Here is an 18,329-nt window from a genome sequence, read left to right on the forward strand (position 1 = left end):
GTATTTCACATTTTACCATTCACATTTCGTATCTCGCAAATCACAACTCACACGCTGTCCAGTTCACCTTAGAGTTTGTCCGTTTCACCTATTTTCTGATTTCGTAAGAAGGGTTATCGAAATACTTTTGACAAAGAAATTAACGAAAACAAATAATTTAAATCAGAAGTTATGGAAACGAAAAAACAAAAAACATGGGTTATAATCGCAATTATAGTTTTAGGAATCATTGCCTTTTTAGTTCCGAATCAGATTGCGGCACAAGGAGTAAAACGCGTCGATTTGCAAAAACATGATCTAAGTACTCTGGGGAAAGAAATGGTTCAGGCACGAATCGATTTTGAAGGACATTCAGCGTTCGGCAAACATTCTCATCCAGGCGAAGAAGTGATTTACGTAGTTGAAGGTTCGCTGGAATATCAGATCGAAGGTGAAAAACCAGTGACACTAAAAGCAGGAGAAGTACTTTTTATTCCAGCGGGCGTAGTGCATTCGGCTAAAAATAATACAAATGCTAAAGCATCAGAACTGGCGACTTATATCGTAGAAAAAGGAAAACCCATTTTGACTATGAAAAAATAGTTTCAAGTTGAAATGCGGGTAGTTTTTTAACGCAAAGATGGCAATCCCGATAGCTATCGGGATTCGCAAAGGAAGCGAAGTTCTGTTTAAGGAGAATGTCAATAGACATTAAGTTCGCAAAGCTTTGTGTGAATCTTGGGCTTTTTAATCTCGCAAAGTCGCGAAGTCGCAAAGTTTTATTTATACAGCTTTGTGAACTTAAAAAAAACTTAGTTTCAACTCAAAAAAATCTTTGTGTTCTCTGCGAATCCTTTGCGCTCTTTGCGTTAAAAATGATCTAAAATTAAAGCCTGTCCATTTCAACCTAAAGTTTGTCCACTTCACCTTTTTTTGCCTTTTAAAATAAGCATTGTCAAAATACCTTTGACAAAGAAATTAACTGATAATCAACTAATAAAATAATAAAAATTATGAAAACACTATCAAATATTCTAATCGCTATTCTTTTTATGAATGCATCTTTCACTCAAGCACAAACTTCAAAACAAAAAAAAATTGAAGTAAGCAGTTCACTAGGAACTCTAAAACAAATTAATGCTGGATTATTAAACGTAGGTTATACAGAAGCAGGTCCATCAAACGGAACGCCTGTAATCTTGCTTCACGGCTGGCCTTATGATATTCACAGTTATAACGAAGTCGTTCCGATTTTGGTTGCAAAAGGATACCATGTTTTCACACCTTATTTACGCGGATTCGGGACAACGACTTTTCTTTCTAAAGAAACTTTTAGAAACGGTCAGCAAGCGGCTTTAGCAAGTGATATTATCGCTTTTATGGATGCACTGAAAATAGACAAAGCCGTAATTGGCGGTTTCGACTGGGGTGCTAGAACAGCTGTTGTAGTATCGGCACTTTGGCCAGAACGTGTAAAAGGTTTGGTTTCAGTAAGTGGTTATTTGGTGGTGAATTTAGAAGCAAATTTAAAACCGCTTCCTCCAACAGCTGAATTAGGATGGTGGTACCAATATTATTTCGCAACCGAAAGAGGAAGACAAGGTTACACTCAAAATACCTACGATTTCAATAAATTAATCTGGAAAATTGCTTCTCCTTTATGGAATTTCGATAAAGCAACTTACGATCAAACGGCTCAATCTTTTGATAATCCAGATCACGTAGCAATTGTGATTCACAATTACAGATGGAGACAATCTCTAGAAGCAGGTGAAGCGAAATACGATAATCTAGAAAAACGCCTTGCTGCAAAACCAGAGATTAAAGTTCCAACCATTACAATAGGAAGTGATTTTGATGGCGCTTTCGCGGATGGAAAAGCGTACGCAAACAAATTCACAGGAAAATACGAACACAGAGTTTTAAAAGGAATCGGACACAACGTTCCGCAAGAAGATCCAAAAGCGTTTGCACAAGCGATAATCGACGTATCTAAATAATGGTGAATCATTTTTTTACTTTTTACATTTCACAAAAAACATTTCACAAAAAACATTTCACTTTTTACAAATAACATTTTACACAAAAAAACATGGACACAAAAGTTTTATACACAGGAAAAACACATACAACAGGTGGTAGAGAAGGAGCTTCTCAAAGTTCAGACGAACAATTGAATATTAAATTAAGCGCACCGGGATCTTCGCGTCCGGGAACAAATCCGGAGCAGTTGTTTGCTGCGGGATGGTCAGCTTGTTTTATTGGAGCTTTAGGAATTGCGGCTTCTAAACTTGGGGTTCGACTTCCAGCAGAAACCGCTGTAGACGCCGAAGTAGATTTATGCGTAACAGAAGGAGAATATTCTCTTCAGGCAAGATTAAATATCAGCCTTCCTGGAATTGATATTCAAACTGCAGAAGCTTTGGCGGCACAAGCACATCAGACTTGCCCATATTCTAAAGCAACGAGAGGAAATATAAATGTTGAGATTAATATTCTTTAATTTCCAAATCGTATAACCTGCAAGGTTTTCAAAACCTTGTAGGTTTAAATTATTTTTAGCACATCTTATAATCAGACCTACAAGGTTTTGAAAACCTTGCAGGAAATAAATAGAATTATGAAAAAGATAAAAATTTTAAGTGGCTTTGTTATGCTGTTTTTTTTAATTGGAAACAGCGTTTTTAGTCAAAACAATTCAAAAGGTTTTGCACTTTTAGAATTATATACTTCAGAAGGCTGTTCGAGCTGTCCGCCAGCAGATGAATTGTTGGGAAAAATTCAGAATGAATATCGTGATAAAAACGTTTATGTATTGGCGTATCATGTAGATTATTGGGACAAACAGGGCTGGAAAGATATTTTCAGCAATGCCGATTTCACCAAAAGACAATACGATTATGCTCAATTTCTAGGAAAAGAACCAATCTACACGCCTCAAGTAATCATTAACGGAAAAACTGATTATATCGGTTCTCAGGAAACGAGCCTGCGAAACGGAATTAAATCGGCACTTTCTAAACCAGCTTTAGCGAGTTTAAGTTTAGAGGCAAGTCAAAATGAGAATTCACTTTCTGTAAATTATAATGTAGAAGGCACTTCAAGAAACAGCCGTCTATTGCTTGCAGTTGTTCAGAAAGAAGCTAAAAGCAATGTGAAAAGAGGCGAGAATGCTAATCGAGTTTTATCGCATTATCAAATTGTTCGTAATCTGCAATCTGTAGATTTAAATAAAGCCAAAAAAGGAACAACATCTATTCATCTTCCTAAAAATTATAATGCGCAGGATTTCGAAATTATTGGCTTTGTTCAGGATATGAATTCAGGTGCTATTTTGGGAGTTAAGAAGGCTTAGATTAATTCTCTCGCAGATTTTGGAGATTATGCAGATAAAAATAAATCTGCTAGATCTGCCAAATCTGCGGGAGAAATTTTCTCATTCCACAAAAATGAGAATGAAAACTTTGCGTCTTAGCGACTTTGCGAGATTAAAATTTATCTCCTAAAATCATTAAAAATCTGCGTGAAATCTTTTTCAAATAAACTTATCTTTGATCATAACAAACCAATTAAAATATGGAAAAAACAAAACGTTTTCAGGTTTCGCTCAAAGTCATTTGGGGAAGTTCGATTGCATTGGCAGTTATGGCTTCGATACCTAAATTATTTGATGCCGATTCTACACCTGGAGACCTTATTATAAATTCTTCGATTACGCTGTTGTTTTCCCTTTTTATATGGTATTACAACATTTACAGTTTGCCAAAATTTTCTGCCAATCATGCCAATAAAAGTCTTTTTAACTGGAAACTTTTACTGAGTGTTATTCTAGGAATTGTCTTAATGGTGATTCTGGTAATCGCGCATCAGGAACTATTTCAGGTTTCAAAAATGGATGCTCCAATCATGTTTGAACTTCGCGGTGTTTTGATTAACCTTATTGTCTATATGTTTTTGCATTTGCTTTTTCAAAATTATCAAACGCAGCAAATGGGAGTTGAGCTAGAACGTACAAAAGCCGTAAATCTTGGCGCTCAATACGAATTATTGAAACAGCAGGTAAATCCGCATTTTTTGTTTAATAGTTTGAATACACTAAAATCGATGGTCGATATCCAAGATCCGCAGAGTTCTGATTTTATCTTGAAATTATCCGATTTTTATCGTTTTACACTAGAAAGCCGAAAAATGGATTTGATTCCGCTTCGCGAAGAACTACAAATTTTAGATTCGTATGTATATCTGCTAAAAGCACGTTTTGAGGACGGATTTGTCTTAGAAAATGAAATTGATCCAAAACAGTACGATTCGGCAATTCCGCCTTTTACTTTGCAATTATTAATCGAAAACTGCATCAAACACAATGTCGTTTCTTTAGATAAACCTTTAAAAATAAGACTTTATACAGAAAACGAATTTTTGGTAGTTGAAAATAAAATTCAGCTCAAAAGAGGCGCCGTGTCTACAGGTGTTGGCTTAGATAATATCAATCAGCGTTTTATGCACCTGATTCATAAAGAAATCGAAATTGACAAAGACGAAACTACCTTTAAAGTAAAAATACCCCTAAATTATGACTATCATAATAATTGAAGATGAAGTAAAAACAGCCAAAGCGCTTGGCCAATTAATTCTGAGCATCAGACCCGATGTTCAGATTTTGTCATATATACAAAGCATTGACGGCGCAGTAGATTATCTTTTAGAAAACGATCAGCCAGATCTTATTTTTATGGATATTCAGCTGGCAGACGGTCAGTGTTTTGAGATTTTTAAGAATGTTGAGGTTTTGTCGCCTGTAATTTTCTGCACCGCTTTTGATGATTATGCGATTGAAGCTTTTAAATCAAACGGAATTGATTATGTTTTGAAACCTTTTTCTAGAGATAGTATTTCGCAAGCTTTAAAGAAAGCTGGAGAACTGAAAAATTTCTTTCAGAGAAACAAAAAGGCAATGCCCGATTTCGATTACTTGCTTACGCGAAATGGAGAAAATAAAGGAAAAAGCAGTTTTTTAGTTTTCAAAAACAATAAATATCAAACCGTTTTAACCGAGAATATTGCGTTTTTCTTTATCAAAAACGAAACGCCAACGATTATGACTTTAGATAAAAATGAATATCCATTAACGCAGTCATTAGATGAAATTCATAAGCTTTTATCGCCAATTCAGTTCTTTAGAATCAATAGACAATATTTGGTTAATTTTTCGGCTATTCGCGAAGCAGAACATTATTTTTCGCGTAAAATAATCGTGAAATTAAGTGTTCCGACAGAAGAAAAAATATTGGTTGGAAAAGAAAAAGCAACCGCATTTTTAAGCTGGTTAGAAAACCGATAAAACCAATTAATTTACCATTTTCTGAGATAAACTAATTGGCTTGATTTTATAATCCTGGAAACATAAAACAGCTTATGAAAAACAAAGCTGAAAGTATAAAACAGAGAATTAGAATGATCTTTTTCATCTTAGTTTGTATTAGAGTAAGAAATAATAAAAATGCCTAATATCAATTATTAGGCATTTTTATTTTAATGTAGTTTTGTTTTAATTGATTGCTGATGGAGTATAAGTTGCTGTATACAGTTTTCTGTACATAGCATACGTTACGCTTACCATTACAAAGGCAATAATGGCATCTGTTGCTGCGCCAAAACCTAAAACGGCAATTTTTGAAAAGAAGGCAAAAATGATATCGAAAAATACGCCTGCGAAAACCCATTCTTTTAATCGTAATAATTTGTTCGGAATTAAAAGTGTAATAACACCAGCTACTTTAAAAACGCCAAGGATGTAAATGAAATGTGATGGATAACCCAATTGTTGTGTAATTCCCCAAACCAATGGATTGTTTGTTAATTCGAAGAAACCGCTTGCGCCAAACCATAAAGAAGTTAATACTGCGCCTGTCCAATAGATAATTTTTGTTGTTTTTGAGTTCATGATTTTGATATTTAAAGTTATTTAACGGTACAAATGTGCGTTGAAAGCCTTAAAAACGAAATCAGAAACTTGTTGAAACGGACAAACTTTGAGGCGAACTGGACAGGGAGAGAGGTGGTGTTTTTTTTACCGCAAAGTGCGCTAAGGTTTTTTATATAAATGATTGGAGATTTTAAGTTCACAAAGGTTTATTTCACGCAGATTTTAAATAATTTAAACAGATAAGCGCAGATTTTTTTAAGGCTTAAAAATTAAAATCTGCTAAAATCTGCAGGATCTGTGTGAAACAAAATCATTTTAATCTTATTAATCTGTGGCTTTAAAAAAAACTTTGCGACTCTGCGACTTTGCGAGATTAAAAAAGTTTAAGCACAAGCTTAACAGCTAGTAAGACCTTTGCGAACTTAAAATCTACAGCATTTACATAAAAAAGAACCTTAGCGCACTTTGCGTTAAAAAAACTAAGCAGACATTTCAGCAATTAAAGCCTGCATCAACTCGCTGGCTTTATGGTATTTTAAATTGCTTGTGTTTTGTCCCGACCAGAAATTTACTAAATCGGTTCTTCCTTGAGCTAAAGCAGCAGTTTTTAAAGAAGCCATTAATCTAGTTTGAAGCGGAAAAGGAAGCACTTCAGATTCAAAAGGAACAGTGTCAGATATTTTATTGCAAACCATTCGGCCCATTCTTCCTGTAAGCGATTTTGAAATTGTTGTCGGAATATTGGGATTTGCAAACAATGTTTCTTTATGTAAAGGCACAGCAGCAGATTCGTCGGTAACCATAAAAGCAGTTCCCAATTGGACAGCATCGGCACCTAAAGTCATTGCGGCGGCGATTCCTTTAGCATCTATAATTCCGCCAGCAGCAATAATTGGCGTTTTGGTTTTTGCTTTTAATTGCTGAATGAGACTAAATAATCCTGTAAAAGAATCTTGAGCAGGTTTTAAGAACGATGGCCTGTGTCCGCCAGCTTCAAATCCTGCGGCGACAATTGCGTCTACTTCGGCATCTTCTAGTGCAAGTGCTTCTTCTAATGTTGTGGCGGCACCAACGGTTTTTATTCCAAGTTTTCTGCTTTCTTGAAGGATTTCTTTTGACGGAATTCCGAAAATGAAACTAAAAACAGCAGGTTTGAGTTCGAATAAAACTTCTACTTGTTTTTCAAATTTAGAAGGAATATCAGAAGATAAATCAGGAAGCGAAATTCCTAATTCATCAAAGTAAGGTTTAAAATTATGTTTTAACTTTTCTAATTTCTCTTTTGGATAATTTATAAGACTTTTGTCAACATCATTAACCCATAAATTGATGTTATAAGGTTTAGAAGTGGCAAGTTTGATTTCTTTTCCGGCTTGTCGAATTTCTTCTGGTGTGAGCGTATAAGCGCCGTAACTGCCCAATCCACCTGCGTTGCTTACAGCTGCCAAAAGTGAAGCTGTAGAAAATCCGCCTCCCATAGGGCCTTGTAAAATGGGATGCTCAATGCCTAGTAATTCTGTTATTTTGGTTTTCATGCATGAACCTAATTTTTATACGAATAGTAAAATTACTAAATATTAAAACGGTTCGCTTCAATAATTTTTATTGTTTTTTAAAGTAAGAAACAAAAAAGGAAAGGCTGTTTTTTCAGGAATGATATTTTACGGTTGAGTCGTTAAAAATGATTATTCGGTTATATAAAAAAAGATTGAAGCCTTTATTTGAACACTTTTGCGAGAAAGTTTAATTATATTCTATGAATTCACCTCTTACTATAATCGCCGCAACAAATTTTTCTGCCATCGCCACTAATGCAGTTAATTATGCCGCTGGACTTGCCAAAGCCACAGGCGCAAAATTGGTTTTATTTAATTCATTTTCATTGAGTGTGCACAGTGCTAACTCTCATATAACTGCAGATGCAATGCAAAAGCAGATTGAAAGAGCGATTTCTAAACTAGAAAACTTAGCTAAAGAAATGGCCGATTCGTTTAAAATCGAAACAGCAGCAATCTGTACGTATTCTTTTTTGGAAGATGAACTTCCGAAAATTATTGCAGAAACAAACGCAGATGTAGTTGTAATGGGAATGGCCGAACGTTCTTTTGAACAGGAATTATTAGGAAATTCAACTACAACGGCAATTAAGAATCTTCAAATTCCCGTTTTGGCAGTTCCTGAAAATGCACATTTCTTAAATATCAAAAAAGTATTATATGCATGCGATAGTTTGAGTTTTTCGGCTATTAAGAAATTCAGCTGGATTAAAAATGCTTTGGGAGATTTTGGTGCAGAAATTGAGTTTTTTAGTGTAGACGAAAAATTAGACGATTTAAAAGAAGAACAACACAGGGTTTTAATGAATTCGAATATCGAAAAAGAATTTGAAGATGTAAAATATCTTTATAAAACGGTAAGATCGAACGCTGTTATTAACGAAATCAGAAAAGAAATTAAGAATTACGAGGCCGATTTACTGATTATGGTGCCTCAAAAATACGGTTTTTGGGATTCTTTGGTTCATAGAAGTAAAACTAGGATTTTGGCAGCAGGGCTTGATATTCCATTATTGTCGTTTCCGAATTATTAAAGATTGATTTGATTTAAAAATAATGATATAAAAATTACAAGGTTTTTTTGAAGAAATTTTATCAGAATAAATTTTAACAGATTTTTTTTGATTTTAGGGATTCTATAATTTTTAGCGTTTGTTGCCGAATTTCAAAATTATATTTTAACATTTGAGGCAGTTTTGTTAATTATTCTTAATTGTCTGCTAGTTTCAGATTTTTTTAAATTAATTTTGTGGCACTCTAAAAACTTAAATGCAAATAGGTTTTTTATCAGTATGGCAACGGCTACAATTGAGAGTTATCTACAAACTGAAACAGCATTATATGATTTTAAAAATAAGATAAATTAAAGATTATATACCAAGTAATACCGAGAGAACACTTGGTGTATATTTTTAATTTATTTTAATTGGATTTTGTATAATCTTTTTGGTTTGTTCAGGTTTTTAAAACAATATTTCTCAGAAAAGTTATTGTCAGCAGATTTAATCGGCTTTTTAGGAATGCATTTATCTTTCCTGCGTCAGTTCTAAAGAAACTGTAAAAAGAAGAGAAAAGTATTAAGCATTGGGTTCTAAGGGTACAAAGCTTAAAAAAAATAAAAAACAATGAGCGCAGTAATTACAGCAATAGGTGGTTTCGTACCATCATCAATTCTGACCAATAAAAAGATTTCAGAAACAGTTGATACATCGGAGGAATGGATCATTAAAAGAACTGGAATTAAAGAACGTAGAATCGCAGACGACGACACAGCAACATCTGATCTTGCTGCGGCAGCGATTGAAAATCTTTTCGAAAATTATAACGTAGATCGAAATGAGATTGAAGCTTTGCTTGTCGCAACGGCAACTCCCGATCACATTTTAGCACCAACTGCAAGTATTGTTTGTGATAAAAGCGGACTTACAAATGCTTTTGGGATTGACATGAACGCAGCTTGTAGCGGATTTCTATATGCGCTAGAAATGGGAGCAAATATGATCGAAAGCGGACGTTATAAGAAATTAATCATCGTTGGGGCTGATAAAATGAGCTCTATCGTAGATTATGAAGATCGTAATACTTGTATTCTTTTCGGAGATGGAGCAGGTGCGGTTTTGTTAGAAAAAACAGAATCTGAGTACGGTTTAATGAAAACGATTTTAAAAACTGACGGAAGCGGAGTTTCTTCTTTGGCTGTACCGGCTGGAGGTTCTAGAAACCCAACTTCTATGCAGAGTCTTTTGCACAGAACGCATTATTTAAAACAAGACGGAGCTTTTGTATTTAAGAGAGCTGTTGCAGCAATGAGCCAAGTTTCTCAAGATGCTTTGGTAAAGAATGATTTGGAAGCAACTCAAATTGATTGGGTTGTGCCACATCAAGCCAATTTGAGAATTATTAATGCTGTAGGCGAAAGTTTAAATATTGATTCTGATAAAGTAAAAGTAAATATTGACCGTTACGGAAATACAACATCGGCAACAGTTCCTTTATGTTTATGGGATTTTGCAGCTGATTTCAAAGAAGGTCAAAATGTATTGATTACTACTTTTGGTGCAGGTTTTTCTTGGGGTGCAACGTGTCTGAAATGGGGCGTTATGCGTGAGAAAAATCCAGTTGCTACCATAAAAGCAAACAAAAAAGAAGAGGGTGTTCTTGTTGAACACTAATAAGATAGGATTTTTCAATTTTACAGTTGAGGGAATTAATGGGTAGAAAGAACCAAAATAAAAAATCGGGCAAGAATTTTTTCTATAAATACTACAGGGTTATAGTAATTCCAGCCGTTTTTTTGGTCTATCTTTCTTCGTATTATTTTCTAAATCCGTACCGAAATTTTGAAGAAGAAGGTTTGCTCGATTTAGATCAGACCTTCGATATCTTCATTATTTTATTGTATTGCGCCATCCTTACAGAACTAACTTTGTTTGTTGGACGCAAATTAAATTACTACATCAGTTGGGAACAAAATCCGGCTTTTAGAGCAATAGCACAGTTTATTTGTCTTATTGCCGGAAATATACTTTTAAACTATTTTTTCTCTTGTCTTTGGGATTATTTATATCCTTGTACTGCTTTAGAAGAAAATGATTTGGTTGTAATATGGCAGTCTAAAATTATGGCTGCAATTATTTCGCTTTTTATAAGTGCCATTCATACCGGAATATTTCTATTAAACAGATGGCGTTTAAATGCTATAGAAACTACAGAATTAAAGGTTAAAGCCTCTGAACTTCAAGAAGCGGTAACGCGTTCAAAATTAGAATCTCTTAAAATGCAGTTAGATCCGCATTTTGTATTCAATAATTTCAGCACTTTGACAGAGCTGATTTATGAAGATCAGAAAGAAGCAGCTTCGTTCTTAGAAAATATAACGAGAGTATATCGTTATATGATTTCTAATTCAAATAAAGATACCATTACAGTAAAAGAGGAAATCGAATTCTTGAATGCGTATTTTTATTTGCTGAAGAAAAGATTGGGCGAAAAAATAGATTTAAAAATTGAGGTTGACGCTGCTTCGCTTGCACTTCATTTACCGCCTTTAACGTTGCAATTATTGGTAGAAAACGCCGTAAAACATAATATGGCAACTTTGGCCAATCCGCTTACGATTACTGTTTTCTCTAATTCTGGAGATATTATTGTTCGAAATAACTTGCAGCAAACAGCTGGAAAAAGTCTGGTTTCAACAGGAATTGGAAATAAAAACATTGAATTTCGTTATAAAATTTTATCTGAAAGAATGCCAACTTTTAGCGAATCAAATGGCTATTATGAAGTGCATCTGCCATTAATTTAAGAATTATGAAAATTTTAATTGTAGAAGATGAAAGCATTAACGCCAGCAGGTTAAAGAGACTGTTGGAAGAACTAGAACCCAATTGTGAAATTTTGGACATAATTGACACGGTTGTCGATACTGTTTCATGGCTAAAATCTAACCCAAAACCCGATTTAATTACAATGGACATTCGTTTAGCAGACGGACTTAGTTTTGCTATTTTTGATGAAATCAACATCACTTGTCCTGTAATTTTTACTACAGCTTATGACGAATATGCAATTCGTGCTTTTAAGGTAAACAGCATCGATTATTTGATGAAACCCATTGAAAAGACGGAGTTGGAGTTTGCCCTAGCTAAATTCAAATCTTTAAATAAAAACGAATCTAGTGTAACCAATATCGCTGGAATCCTAAAAGAACTGATCGAAAAACCAGTTTTTAGAATGCGTTTTTTGGTAACGTATCGTGACGGCTATAAAAGTGTAGACGTTTCAGATATCGACTTTATATATTCTGAGTTTAAAACCAGTAATTTGTTTCTTAAATCTGGTGCCATTATCTCAATTCCGCAAACTATGGAAGAACTGGAGCAAGAATTAGATCCGAATATCTTTTTCCGCGCTAACCGCCAGTTTTTCATTCGTGCCGAAAGCATCAAATCTATTGCGAACTACTTCAACGCAAAACTCAAAATTCAACTAAAACTAGATCCAGAACGCGAGGTAATCATCAGTAGAGAAAAAACGCCTTTCTTTAAGCAGTGGATGGATAGATAAGAAAGTTGCTAAGTTTCTAAGATGCTGAGATTCTAAGTTTTTTTGTTTTGCCACGAATTCACGAATTTTTTTGATACGAAGATGCGAATTTTTTTCTGCCACGAATTCCACGAATTTCCGCTAATTTTTTCCTGTGTTTATGATGTTTTGCTCTCATTTTTGTCATTTCGACGAAGGAGAAATCTCCACAAGTAGCTCCGCAATCTATAGCCAATCTTTGTAGAGTTTCTCGCGGAGATTTCTCCTTCGTCGAAATGACAAACGTTGCGTTTTACTAACTTGGCGATAAAAATTCGAGAAATTATCTGCAGTATTTCACACAAGAATTTAATTGGAGAAAATTCGTGAATTCGTGGCATAAAAACTTCGCGCCCTTGCACCTTCGTGGCATAAGCCCAAGCCAACGTTTCAGTATCAAAAAATGTCGTTTGGGTAAATTTCTTCCTTAAAAAAGCGGTTTTACGCTGTTATTTTGCTGCCAAATTTGAGGTAATTCATTTAAAAATGAAAAGTAAAATGACAAAACAGTTTTTTAAAAATAATAAAGCAATTGGCAGAATTGCAATTTTATTGATAACCATTTCTCTTGCATCATGTGGGAAAAGCGGAGATGCGCAGATGGCTCCTCCAAAGCCAGAAGTAGACTTTCTTCAGACCAATTCGGCAACAGGAGAAGTTGAAAAGAAATATCCAGGAACAGTTGAAGGTTCTGTAAACGTTGATATAAAAGCACAAGTATCAGGTTATTTGGAAGCAATTTATGTAAAAGAAGGAGATTATGTAACCAAAGGTCAATCTCTTTTTAAAATTAAAGGCGATGTTTATGCCGAACAAGTAAACAATAGTCGTGCAGCTTACAAAAGCGCTTTGGCAAATCAAGCAAATGCGAAACTGGAAGTAGAAAAAATTAAACCTTTAGTAGAAGGAAAAGTTTTCTCAGACATGCAGTTAAAAACGGCACAGGCCAATTACGAAGCTGCAACTGCACAAGTAGCACAAGCTAAAGCCGCTTTAGGATCATCTCAGTTAAATGCCGATTTCTCTTTGATTAAAGCTCCTGTAAGCGGCTATATTAGCCGTATTCCAAACCGAATTGGAAATTTAGTTACACCGACAGATGCTGTTCCGCTGACTGTTTTATCTGAAATTAACAACGTCTTCGTTTATTTTTCGCTAACAGAAGCAGATTATTTAGCTTTTTCTAAAGATGCAAAAAGTAATCAGACTGTAAGTTTAATTATGGCCGATGACAGCGAGTACGATCAAAAAGGAAAATTGGAAGTTGCGAGTGGAAACGTCGATCGTGCAACGGGTACAATTGCTTTAAAAGCTATTTTTCCAAATCCCAAAAAAGAATTACGTGCGGGAGGTTCTGCGAGAATTGTCTTGAACAAAAGTTTGTCATCTGTAATTACAGTTCCGATGGCGAGCGTAAAAGATATTCAAGATAAATTCTTTGTTTTTATTCTAAAGGACGGCAATAAAGTAGCTATGGTTCCAATCGAAATTGCAGGAAGTGCAGGAGTAGATTATTTCGTAAAATCCGGATTAAAATCTGGAGATAAAGTAGCGCTGAATAATATCGATGTACTTTATGATGGAATGGAAGTCGTTCCAAAAATCGCTGCTAAAAACACAAGCAGTAAATAATTTTTCATTTAATAAAATAACATTTCCATGTTAAAGAAAATAATAGACAGGCCAGTATTGGCCACAGTTATCTCTATTGTACTGGTTATACTGGGGATCATAGGTCTTACCCGATTATCTGTAACGCGATTCCCAGATATTTCGCCACCAACAGTTATGGTAAGCGGTTCTTATCCAGGAGGAAACAGTGAAACCGTTATTCGTTCGGTAGTAACACCTTTAGAAGAGCAGATTAACGGAGTAGAGAACATGCAGTACATTAAATCGACTGCTAGTAATGACGGATCTTTCTCTATCAGCGTAATTTTTAAACAAGGAGTAGATCCAGATCAAGCGGCTGTAAACGTTCAGAATAGAGTACAGCAAGCAACGCCAAAACTGCCTCAAGAAGTTATCCGAATGGGATTAACAACTTCGAAACAGCAAAATAGTATGATTGTTATTTTCAACTTATATACAGATGATAATAGCAAATACGATGAGTTGTTCTTGCAGAATTACGCCAATATCAACTTAGTTCCTCAAATGAAACGTGTTCCGGGTGTTGGACAAGTTCAGATTTTTGGACAGAAAGATTATTCGATGCGTGTTTGGTTGGATCCGCGTAAAATGGCAAATGCAGGTTTAGTGCCTTCAGATGTAACACAGGCCATTGCAGAACAAAGTTTAGAATCGGCTCCAGGTAAATTGGGAGAAGAATCTACAGCAGCTTTAGAATATGTAATTCGTTACAAAGGAAAAAAGAACAAACCAGAACAATATGAAAATATTGTAGTTAAAAATGTTGGCAGCAATGTTTTAAGATTGAAAGATGTAGCGAGAGTTGAATTTGGTTCTATTTCGTACAGTGGTGATAATAAATCGAATAGTAAAAATGCCGTTACGATGGCGATTTTGCAAACTTCGGGTTCAAACGCCAATGACATCGAAATCGGAATCAATAAAGAAGTAGAACGATTATCGAAATCTTTTCCTCCAGGTATTAAATACGTAAACGTAATGAGTACCAAAGAAAGACTGGACGAAGCAACAGGTCAGGTAAAATCAACTTTATTTGAAGCTTTCATTCTGGTATTTATTGTGGTGTTTATTTTCCTTCAGGACATTCGCTCGACGATTATTCCAGCTATTGCAGTGCCTGTAGCGATTGTAGGAACGTTTTTCTTCCTTCTGGTTTTCGGATTTACGATTAACATCTTGACGCTTTTTGCCTTGGTATTGGCGATAGGAATTGTAGTCGATGATGCCATTGTTGTTGTCGAAGCCGTTCACAGTAAAATGGAAGAAGATGAAGAAATTTCAGCCAAAGAAGCAACTCATGGTGCGATGGCAGAAATTACAGGAGCCGTAATTTCGATTACTTTGGTGATGTCGGCAGTATTTATTCCAATCGGATTTATGACGGGATCTTCAGGGATTTTCTATAAACAGTTTGCTTATACATTGGCCATTGCGATTATCATTTCTGCTGTAAATGCCTTGACGCTTACGCCTGCATTATGTGCGCTTTTGCTAAAAAATCATGGAGGTAAACATGGTGATCATGAACATAAAACGAGTTTTAAAGATCGTTTTTTCGTTGGATTTAATACAAGTTTCGACAATTTAACGGGAAGATATATTAAAGGCGTTCGTTTCTTAATTGGAAGAAAATGGATTGCTGCAGGATTAGTAACAGGAATCACGGCAATTGCGGTTTACATGATGATGTCTACTCCAAAAAGTTTTGTGCCTTTAGAAGATGATGGTTTCATGGTTTATAGTTTGTCTATGCCACCAGGAACAGCTCTTGATCGAACTACTGCTGTAATTGAAAAATTAGAGAAAGAATTGGCTCCAATAGAAGCGATTGATGTTAATACAAGCATTACAGGATTCAATATTTTGAGCAATAGTGCCAGCCCTGCTTATGGTTTAGGATTTATCAAATTGAAACCTAAGAAAGAAAGAGGAGCGGTAAAAGATATTGAGGAAATCATGAATATCGTAAACGGAAAACTGGCTAAAATTAAAGAAGGTCAGATTATGGTTTTCAGAATGCCGCCTGTTGAAGGATTCGGGGTAACGAGTGGTGCTGAGATTGTATTGCAAGACAGAATGGCCAGAAGCCCGGAAACTTTAAAAGCAATGTCTGATAAAGTGATCGCAGAGATTATGAAACAGCCAGGAGTTCAATACGCATATACCACTTTTAGAGCCGATTATCCGCAATTGGAATTGGAAGTTGACGAAGATAAAGCACGTCAAATGGGCGTAAATATCAAGGAACTTTTAGGAAATATTCAGACGTATTTTGCAGGAGATCAATCAGCTGACTTTTCAAGATTTGGTAAGTTTTACAGAGTAAATGTAAAAGCTGATGGTATTTTTAGAATGGATGAAGATGCATTTAATGAAATTTTTGTGAGAAATGCTCAAATGCAAATGGTTCCAGTAAAATCGATTGTGAAATTCCATAAAGTTTACGGTCCAGAATCAGTGAATCGTTATAACCTTTATAATTCGGTAAATATTACAGCAATGGCTTTGCCTGGCTACAGTAACGGACAAATTATGGCTAATCTAGAGCAAGTTTTAGATAAACTTCCGTCTGATTACAGTTACGAATGGACTGGTTTAAGTTTGGAAGAAAAAGCAGGAGGAAGTCAAACTGTTGCCATCTTCGGATTGTGTCTCTTGTTTGTATTTTTCTTATTGGCAGCACAATACGAAAGTTATTTATTGCCACTTGCGGTATTGCTTTCTATCCCGACGGGAATCTTAGGAGCTTTTGCAGGAGTTAAAGCAGTTGGTTTAGACAACAATATTTACGTTCAGGTTGGATTAATCATGTTGGTCGGACTTCTTGCTAAAAACGCCATTTTGATTGTGGAATTTGCTTTGCAGAGACGTCTTGCCGGATTAACAATAATTGAAGCAACAATTGAAGGTTCAAGATCAAGGTTACGACCAATTATCATGACTTCGCTAGCTTTTATTGTAGGTATGATTCCGTTAATGTTTGCCTCTGGAGGAACTGCAGTTGGAAACAGATCGATCAGTGTGAGTGCGGCAGTAGGGATGTTTAGCGGTGTTGTTTTGGGAATTTTTGTGATTCCGTTGCTTTTCATTGTATTCCAATATTTACAAGAAAAAGTATCAAGGAAAAAGATCGCAACTCAAGTTCAAACGATAAAAGAATAAGAATGAAAACACTATATAAAATCGGAATGGTTTTACTTACTGGAGCGATCATGACATCGTGTGTGGTAGGAAAAAAATATTCTCGTACAGATTTACAAGCTCCAGAAAAATACCGTGATGAAATCGCGGTTACTGGAGACACAGTTTTGCTTCCGTGGAAAAACTATTATAAAGATCCTTTATTGGTTGCTTTGATTGAAAAAGCGTTAGTAAAAAACAACGAAGTGATCATTGCAATGAAAAGCATGGAACAGCTCGACCTCAGTTATAAACAAGCCAAATTATCGTTATTACCTACACTAGATTTCGATGCTGGAGCGAGCCGTTCTTATCCTTCTAAAAATTCCCTAAACGGATCTTTGAGCCAGCAATTTATTGGTAAAGATTATATGGATGATTACAGTGCCAATCTGCGTCTTTCGTGGGAAGTAGATATTTGGGGAAAAGCAGCAATGCAAAAAAGAGATGCCAAAGCCGCTTATTTTGCTCAAAAAGAGAATCTTTCAGCATTAAAAACTCGAATTATTGTTCAAGTGGCGCAAGCTTATTACAATCTTTTAGGTTTAGATGAACAGCTTAAAATTGCAGAGAAAAACATCGAATTGAGTACCAATACTTTGAGTATGATGGAATTGCAATACAAATCGGGATCGATTAGTTCTTTGGCAGTAAATCAAACAGAAGCTCAAAAGAAAACGGCTGAATTATTAGTGCCTTTAGCGAAAGCAAATATCGCAGTGCAAGAAAACGCTTTACAGATTTTATGCGGAGAATATCCAGATAAGATTGAAAGAGCTGGAAACATTGATGCTGCTGAAGTTTCGGTAATTTTTCCAACAGGAATTCCGGCTTCGCTTTTGAGCAGAAGACCAGATGTAAAATCTAGCGAATACGCGGTTATGTCTGCCACTGCAAAAACAGGATTGGCAAAAGCAACCATGTATCCAACTTTAAGTTTGAATCCGTCTATTGGAGTAAATTCTTTTGAATTTGAAAATTGGTTTGATTTTCCAGGTTCAATCACCAAAACCATTGCAGCCAATTTAGCGCAACCCATTTTTAGAAAAAAAGCTTTAAGAACGGCTTATGAAGTGGCTGTTTTAGAACAAGAAAAAGCGGTTGTGCAATTTAAACAGTCTTTTATAACAGCAGTTGGCGAAGTAAACGATGCTATGTCAAGATTAAAATATGCTGACGAACGTATTGTTTTGGCAAAAGAGAAAGCAGAATCGTTAGAAAAAGCAACTTCAGATGCTGGTTTGCTTTATAAAAGCGGAATGGCTAATTATCTTGAAGTAATTGCAGCGCAAAACAGTTCGCTACAGAACGAACTAGATTTAGTAACAATAAAACTCGAAAAACTGAATGCAGCAATTAACCTGTACCGTGCTTTAGGCGGTGGAGTAGAGTAGTGCTTAATTTTCTTAATTCACCATTTCTGTAAGCAATTATGGAGGTGGTGAATTTTC

The 18,329-nt window shown here is 35.4% G+C and carries 15 protein-coding genes; 13 read left to right on the plus strand and 2 right to left on the minus strand.

Annotation, left to right across the window (positions count from 1 at the left end):
- Positions 1–171 precede the first annotated feature (171 nt).
- The 6 genes from AC1Q5Z_RS04715 to AC1Q5Z_RS04740 all read left to right on the plus strand — a co-directional run bounded on the left by AC1Q5Z_RS04715 (position 172) and on the right by AC1Q5Z_RS04740 (position 5,320).
- Positions 172–582: a cupin domain-containing protein gene (locus AC1Q5Z_RS04715; RefSeq protein ID WP_492443941.1), complete on the plus strand. Its 411-nt coding sequence runs from the start codon at positions 172–174 to the stop codon at positions 580–582.
- 410 nt (positions 583–992) lie between these two features.
- Complete coding sequence (locus AC1Q5Z_RS04720) at positions 993–1,979, plus strand: alpha/beta fold hydrolase (protein ID WP_492443942.1); 987 nt, start codon at positions 993–995, stop codon at positions 1,977–1,979.
- A gap of 92 nt (positions 1,980–2,071) precedes the next feature.
- Positions 2,072–2,482, plus strand: coding sequence for an organic hydroperoxide resistance protein (locus tag AC1Q5Z_RS04725; RefSeq protein ID WP_343586016.1), 411 nt, complete (start codon positions 2,072–2,074; stop codon positions 2,480–2,482).
- A 117-nt stretch (positions 2,483–2,599) separates the two neighbouring features.
- Complete coding sequence (locus tag AC1Q5Z_RS04730; RefSeq protein ID WP_492443943.1) at positions 2,600–3,334, plus strand: DUF1223 domain-containing protein; 735 nt, start codon at positions 2,600–2,602, stop codon at positions 3,332–3,334.
- 221 nt (positions 3,335–3,555) lie between these two features.
- Complete coding sequence (locus AC1Q5Z_RS04735) at positions 3,556–4,572, plus strand: sensor histidine kinase (protein WP_278021855.1); 1,017 nt, start codon at positions 3,556–3,558, stop codon at positions 4,570–4,572.
- Positions 4,553–5,320, plus strand: coding sequence for a LytR/AlgR family response regulator transcription factor (locus tag AC1Q5Z_RS04740; RefSeq protein WP_338839065.1), 768 nt, complete (start codon positions 4,553–4,555; stop codon positions 5,318–5,320). Before AC1Q5Z_RS04735 ends, AC1Q5Z_RS04740 begins: the two co-directional genes overlap by 20 nt.
- Before the next feature lie 207 nt (positions 5,321–5,527).
- Here the strand turns inward: AC1Q5Z_RS04740 and AC1Q5Z_RS04745 are convergent, their stop codons facing one another.
- A complete protein-coding gene (locus AC1Q5Z_RS04745) occupies positions 5,528–5,923 on the minus strand; it encodes a DoxX family protein (protein WP_343586025.1) in 396 nt (131 codons plus the stop codon).
- A 461-nt stretch (positions 5,924–6,384) separates the two neighbouring features.
- On the minus strand, positions 6,385–7,440 hold the full coding sequence (locus tag AC1Q5Z_RS04750; protein WP_492443944.1) for an NAD(P)H-dependent flavin oxidoreductase: 1,056 nt from the start codon (positions 7,438–7,440) through the stop codon (positions 6,385–6,387).
- A 221-nt stretch (positions 7,441–7,661) separates the two neighbouring features.
- Here AC1Q5Z_RS04750 and AC1Q5Z_RS04755 point away from each other — a divergent pair, with 221 nt between their 5' ends.
- From AC1Q5Z_RS04755 to AC1Q5Z_RS04785, 7 genes are all read left to right on the plus strand, one after another.
- Positions 7,662–8,495: a universal stress protein gene (locus AC1Q5Z_RS04755; protein ID WP_198855883.1), complete on the plus strand. Its 834-nt coding sequence runs from the start codon at positions 7,662–7,664 to the stop codon at positions 8,493–8,495.
- A 591-nt stretch (positions 8,496–9,086) separates the two neighbouring features.
- Positions 9,087–10,133: a beta-ketoacyl-ACP synthase III gene (locus AC1Q5Z_RS04760; protein ID WP_198855882.1), complete on the plus strand. Its 1,047-nt coding sequence runs from the start codon at positions 9,087–9,089 to the stop codon at positions 10,131–10,133.
- A gap of 38 nt (positions 10,134–10,171) precedes the next feature.
- Positions 10,172–11,266, plus strand: a complete 1,095-nt coding sequence (locus tag AC1Q5Z_RS04765) for a sensor histidine kinase (RefSeq protein ID WP_198855881.1) — start codon at positions 10,172–10,174, stop codon at positions 11,264–11,266.
- Between the two features lie 5 nt (positions 11,267–11,271).
- Positions 11,272–12,027, plus strand: a complete 756-nt coding sequence (locus AC1Q5Z_RS04770; protein ID WP_343586031.1) for a LytR/AlgR family response regulator transcription factor — start codon at positions 11,272–11,274, stop codon at positions 12,025–12,027.
- 516 nt (positions 12,028–12,543) lie between these two features.
- On the plus strand, positions 12,544–13,677 hold the full coding sequence (locus tag AC1Q5Z_RS04775) for an efflux RND transporter periplasmic adaptor subunit (RefSeq protein ID WP_343586033.1): 1,134 nt from the start codon (positions 12,544–12,546) through the stop codon (positions 13,675–13,677).
- Positions 13,678–13,704: 27 nt separating this feature from the next.
- Positions 13,705–16,860: an efflux RND transporter permease subunit gene (locus AC1Q5Z_RS04780; RefSeq protein WP_492443945.1), complete on the plus strand. Its 3,156-nt coding sequence runs from the start codon at positions 13,705–13,707 to the stop codon at positions 16,858–16,860.
- Between the two features lie 2 nt (positions 16,861–16,862).
- Complete coding sequence (locus tag AC1Q5Z_RS04785) at positions 16,863–18,272, plus strand: efflux transporter outer membrane subunit (protein WP_488753764.1); 1,410 nt, start codon at positions 16,863–16,865, stop codon at positions 18,270–18,272.
- Positions 18,273–18,329: the final 57 nt, after the last annotated feature.

This window comes from Flavobacterium sp. GW823-FHT06G12, from assembly GCF_058794775.1.

Excerpts from the sequence above, each read along its gene's own strand:
- AC1Q5Z_RS04715 (WP_492443941.1), top strand. The coding sequence starts at position 172 with ATGGAAACGAAAAAACAAAAAACATGGGTTATAATCGCAATTATAGTT.
- AC1Q5Z_RS04720 (WP_492443942.1), top strand. The coding sequence starts at position 993 with ATGAAAACACTATCAAATATTCTAATCGCTATTCTTTTTATGAATGCA.
- AC1Q5Z_RS04725 (WP_343586016.1), top strand. The coding sequence starts at position 2,072 with ATGGACACAAAAGTTTTATACACAGGAAAAACACATACAACAGGTGGT.
- AC1Q5Z_RS04730 (WP_492443943.1), top strand. The coding sequence starts at position 2,600 with ATGAAAAAGATAAAAATTTTAAGTGGCTTTGTTATGCTGTTTTTTTTA.
- AC1Q5Z_RS04735 (WP_278021855.1), top strand. The coding sequence starts at position 3,556 with ATGGAAAAAACAAAACGTTTTCAGGTTTCGCTCAAAGTCATTTGGGGA.
- AC1Q5Z_RS04740 (WP_338839065.1), top strand. The coding sequence starts at position 4,553 with ATGACTATCATAATAATTGAAGATGAAGTAAAAACAGCCAAAGCGCTT.
- AC1Q5Z_RS04745 (WP_343586025.1), bottom strand. The coding sequence starts at position 5,923 with ATGAACTCAAAAACAACAAAAATTATCTATTGGACAGGCGCAGTATTA.
- AC1Q5Z_RS04750 (WP_492443944.1), bottom strand. The coding sequence starts at position 7,440 with ATGAAAACCAAAATAACAGAATTACTAGGCATTGAGCATCCCATTTTA.
- AC1Q5Z_RS04755 (WP_198855883.1), top strand. The coding sequence starts at position 7,662 with ATGAATTCACCTCTTACTATAATCGCCGCAACAAATTTTTCTGCCATC.
- AC1Q5Z_RS04760 (WP_198855882.1), top strand. The coding sequence starts at position 9,087 with ATGAGCGCAGTAATTACAGCAATAGGTGGTTTCGTACCATCATCAATT.
- AC1Q5Z_RS04765 (WP_198855881.1), top strand. The coding sequence starts at position 10,172 with ATGGGTAGAAAGAACCAAAATAAAAAATCGGGCAAGAATTTTTTCTAT.
- AC1Q5Z_RS04770 (WP_343586031.1), top strand. The coding sequence starts at position 11,272 with ATGAAAATTTTAATTGTAGAAGATGAAAGCATTAACGCCAGCAGGTTA.
- AC1Q5Z_RS04775 (WP_343586033.1), top strand. The coding sequence starts at position 12,544 with ATGACAAAACAGTTTTTTAAAAATAATAAAGCAATTGGCAGAATTGCA.
- AC1Q5Z_RS04780 (WP_492443945.1), top strand. The coding sequence starts at position 13,705 with ATGTTAAAGAAAATAATAGACAGGCCAGTATTGGCCACAGTTATCTCT.
- AC1Q5Z_RS04785 (WP_488753764.1), top strand. The coding sequence starts at position 16,863 with ATGAAAACACTATATAAAATCGGAATGGTTTTACTTACTGGAGCGATC.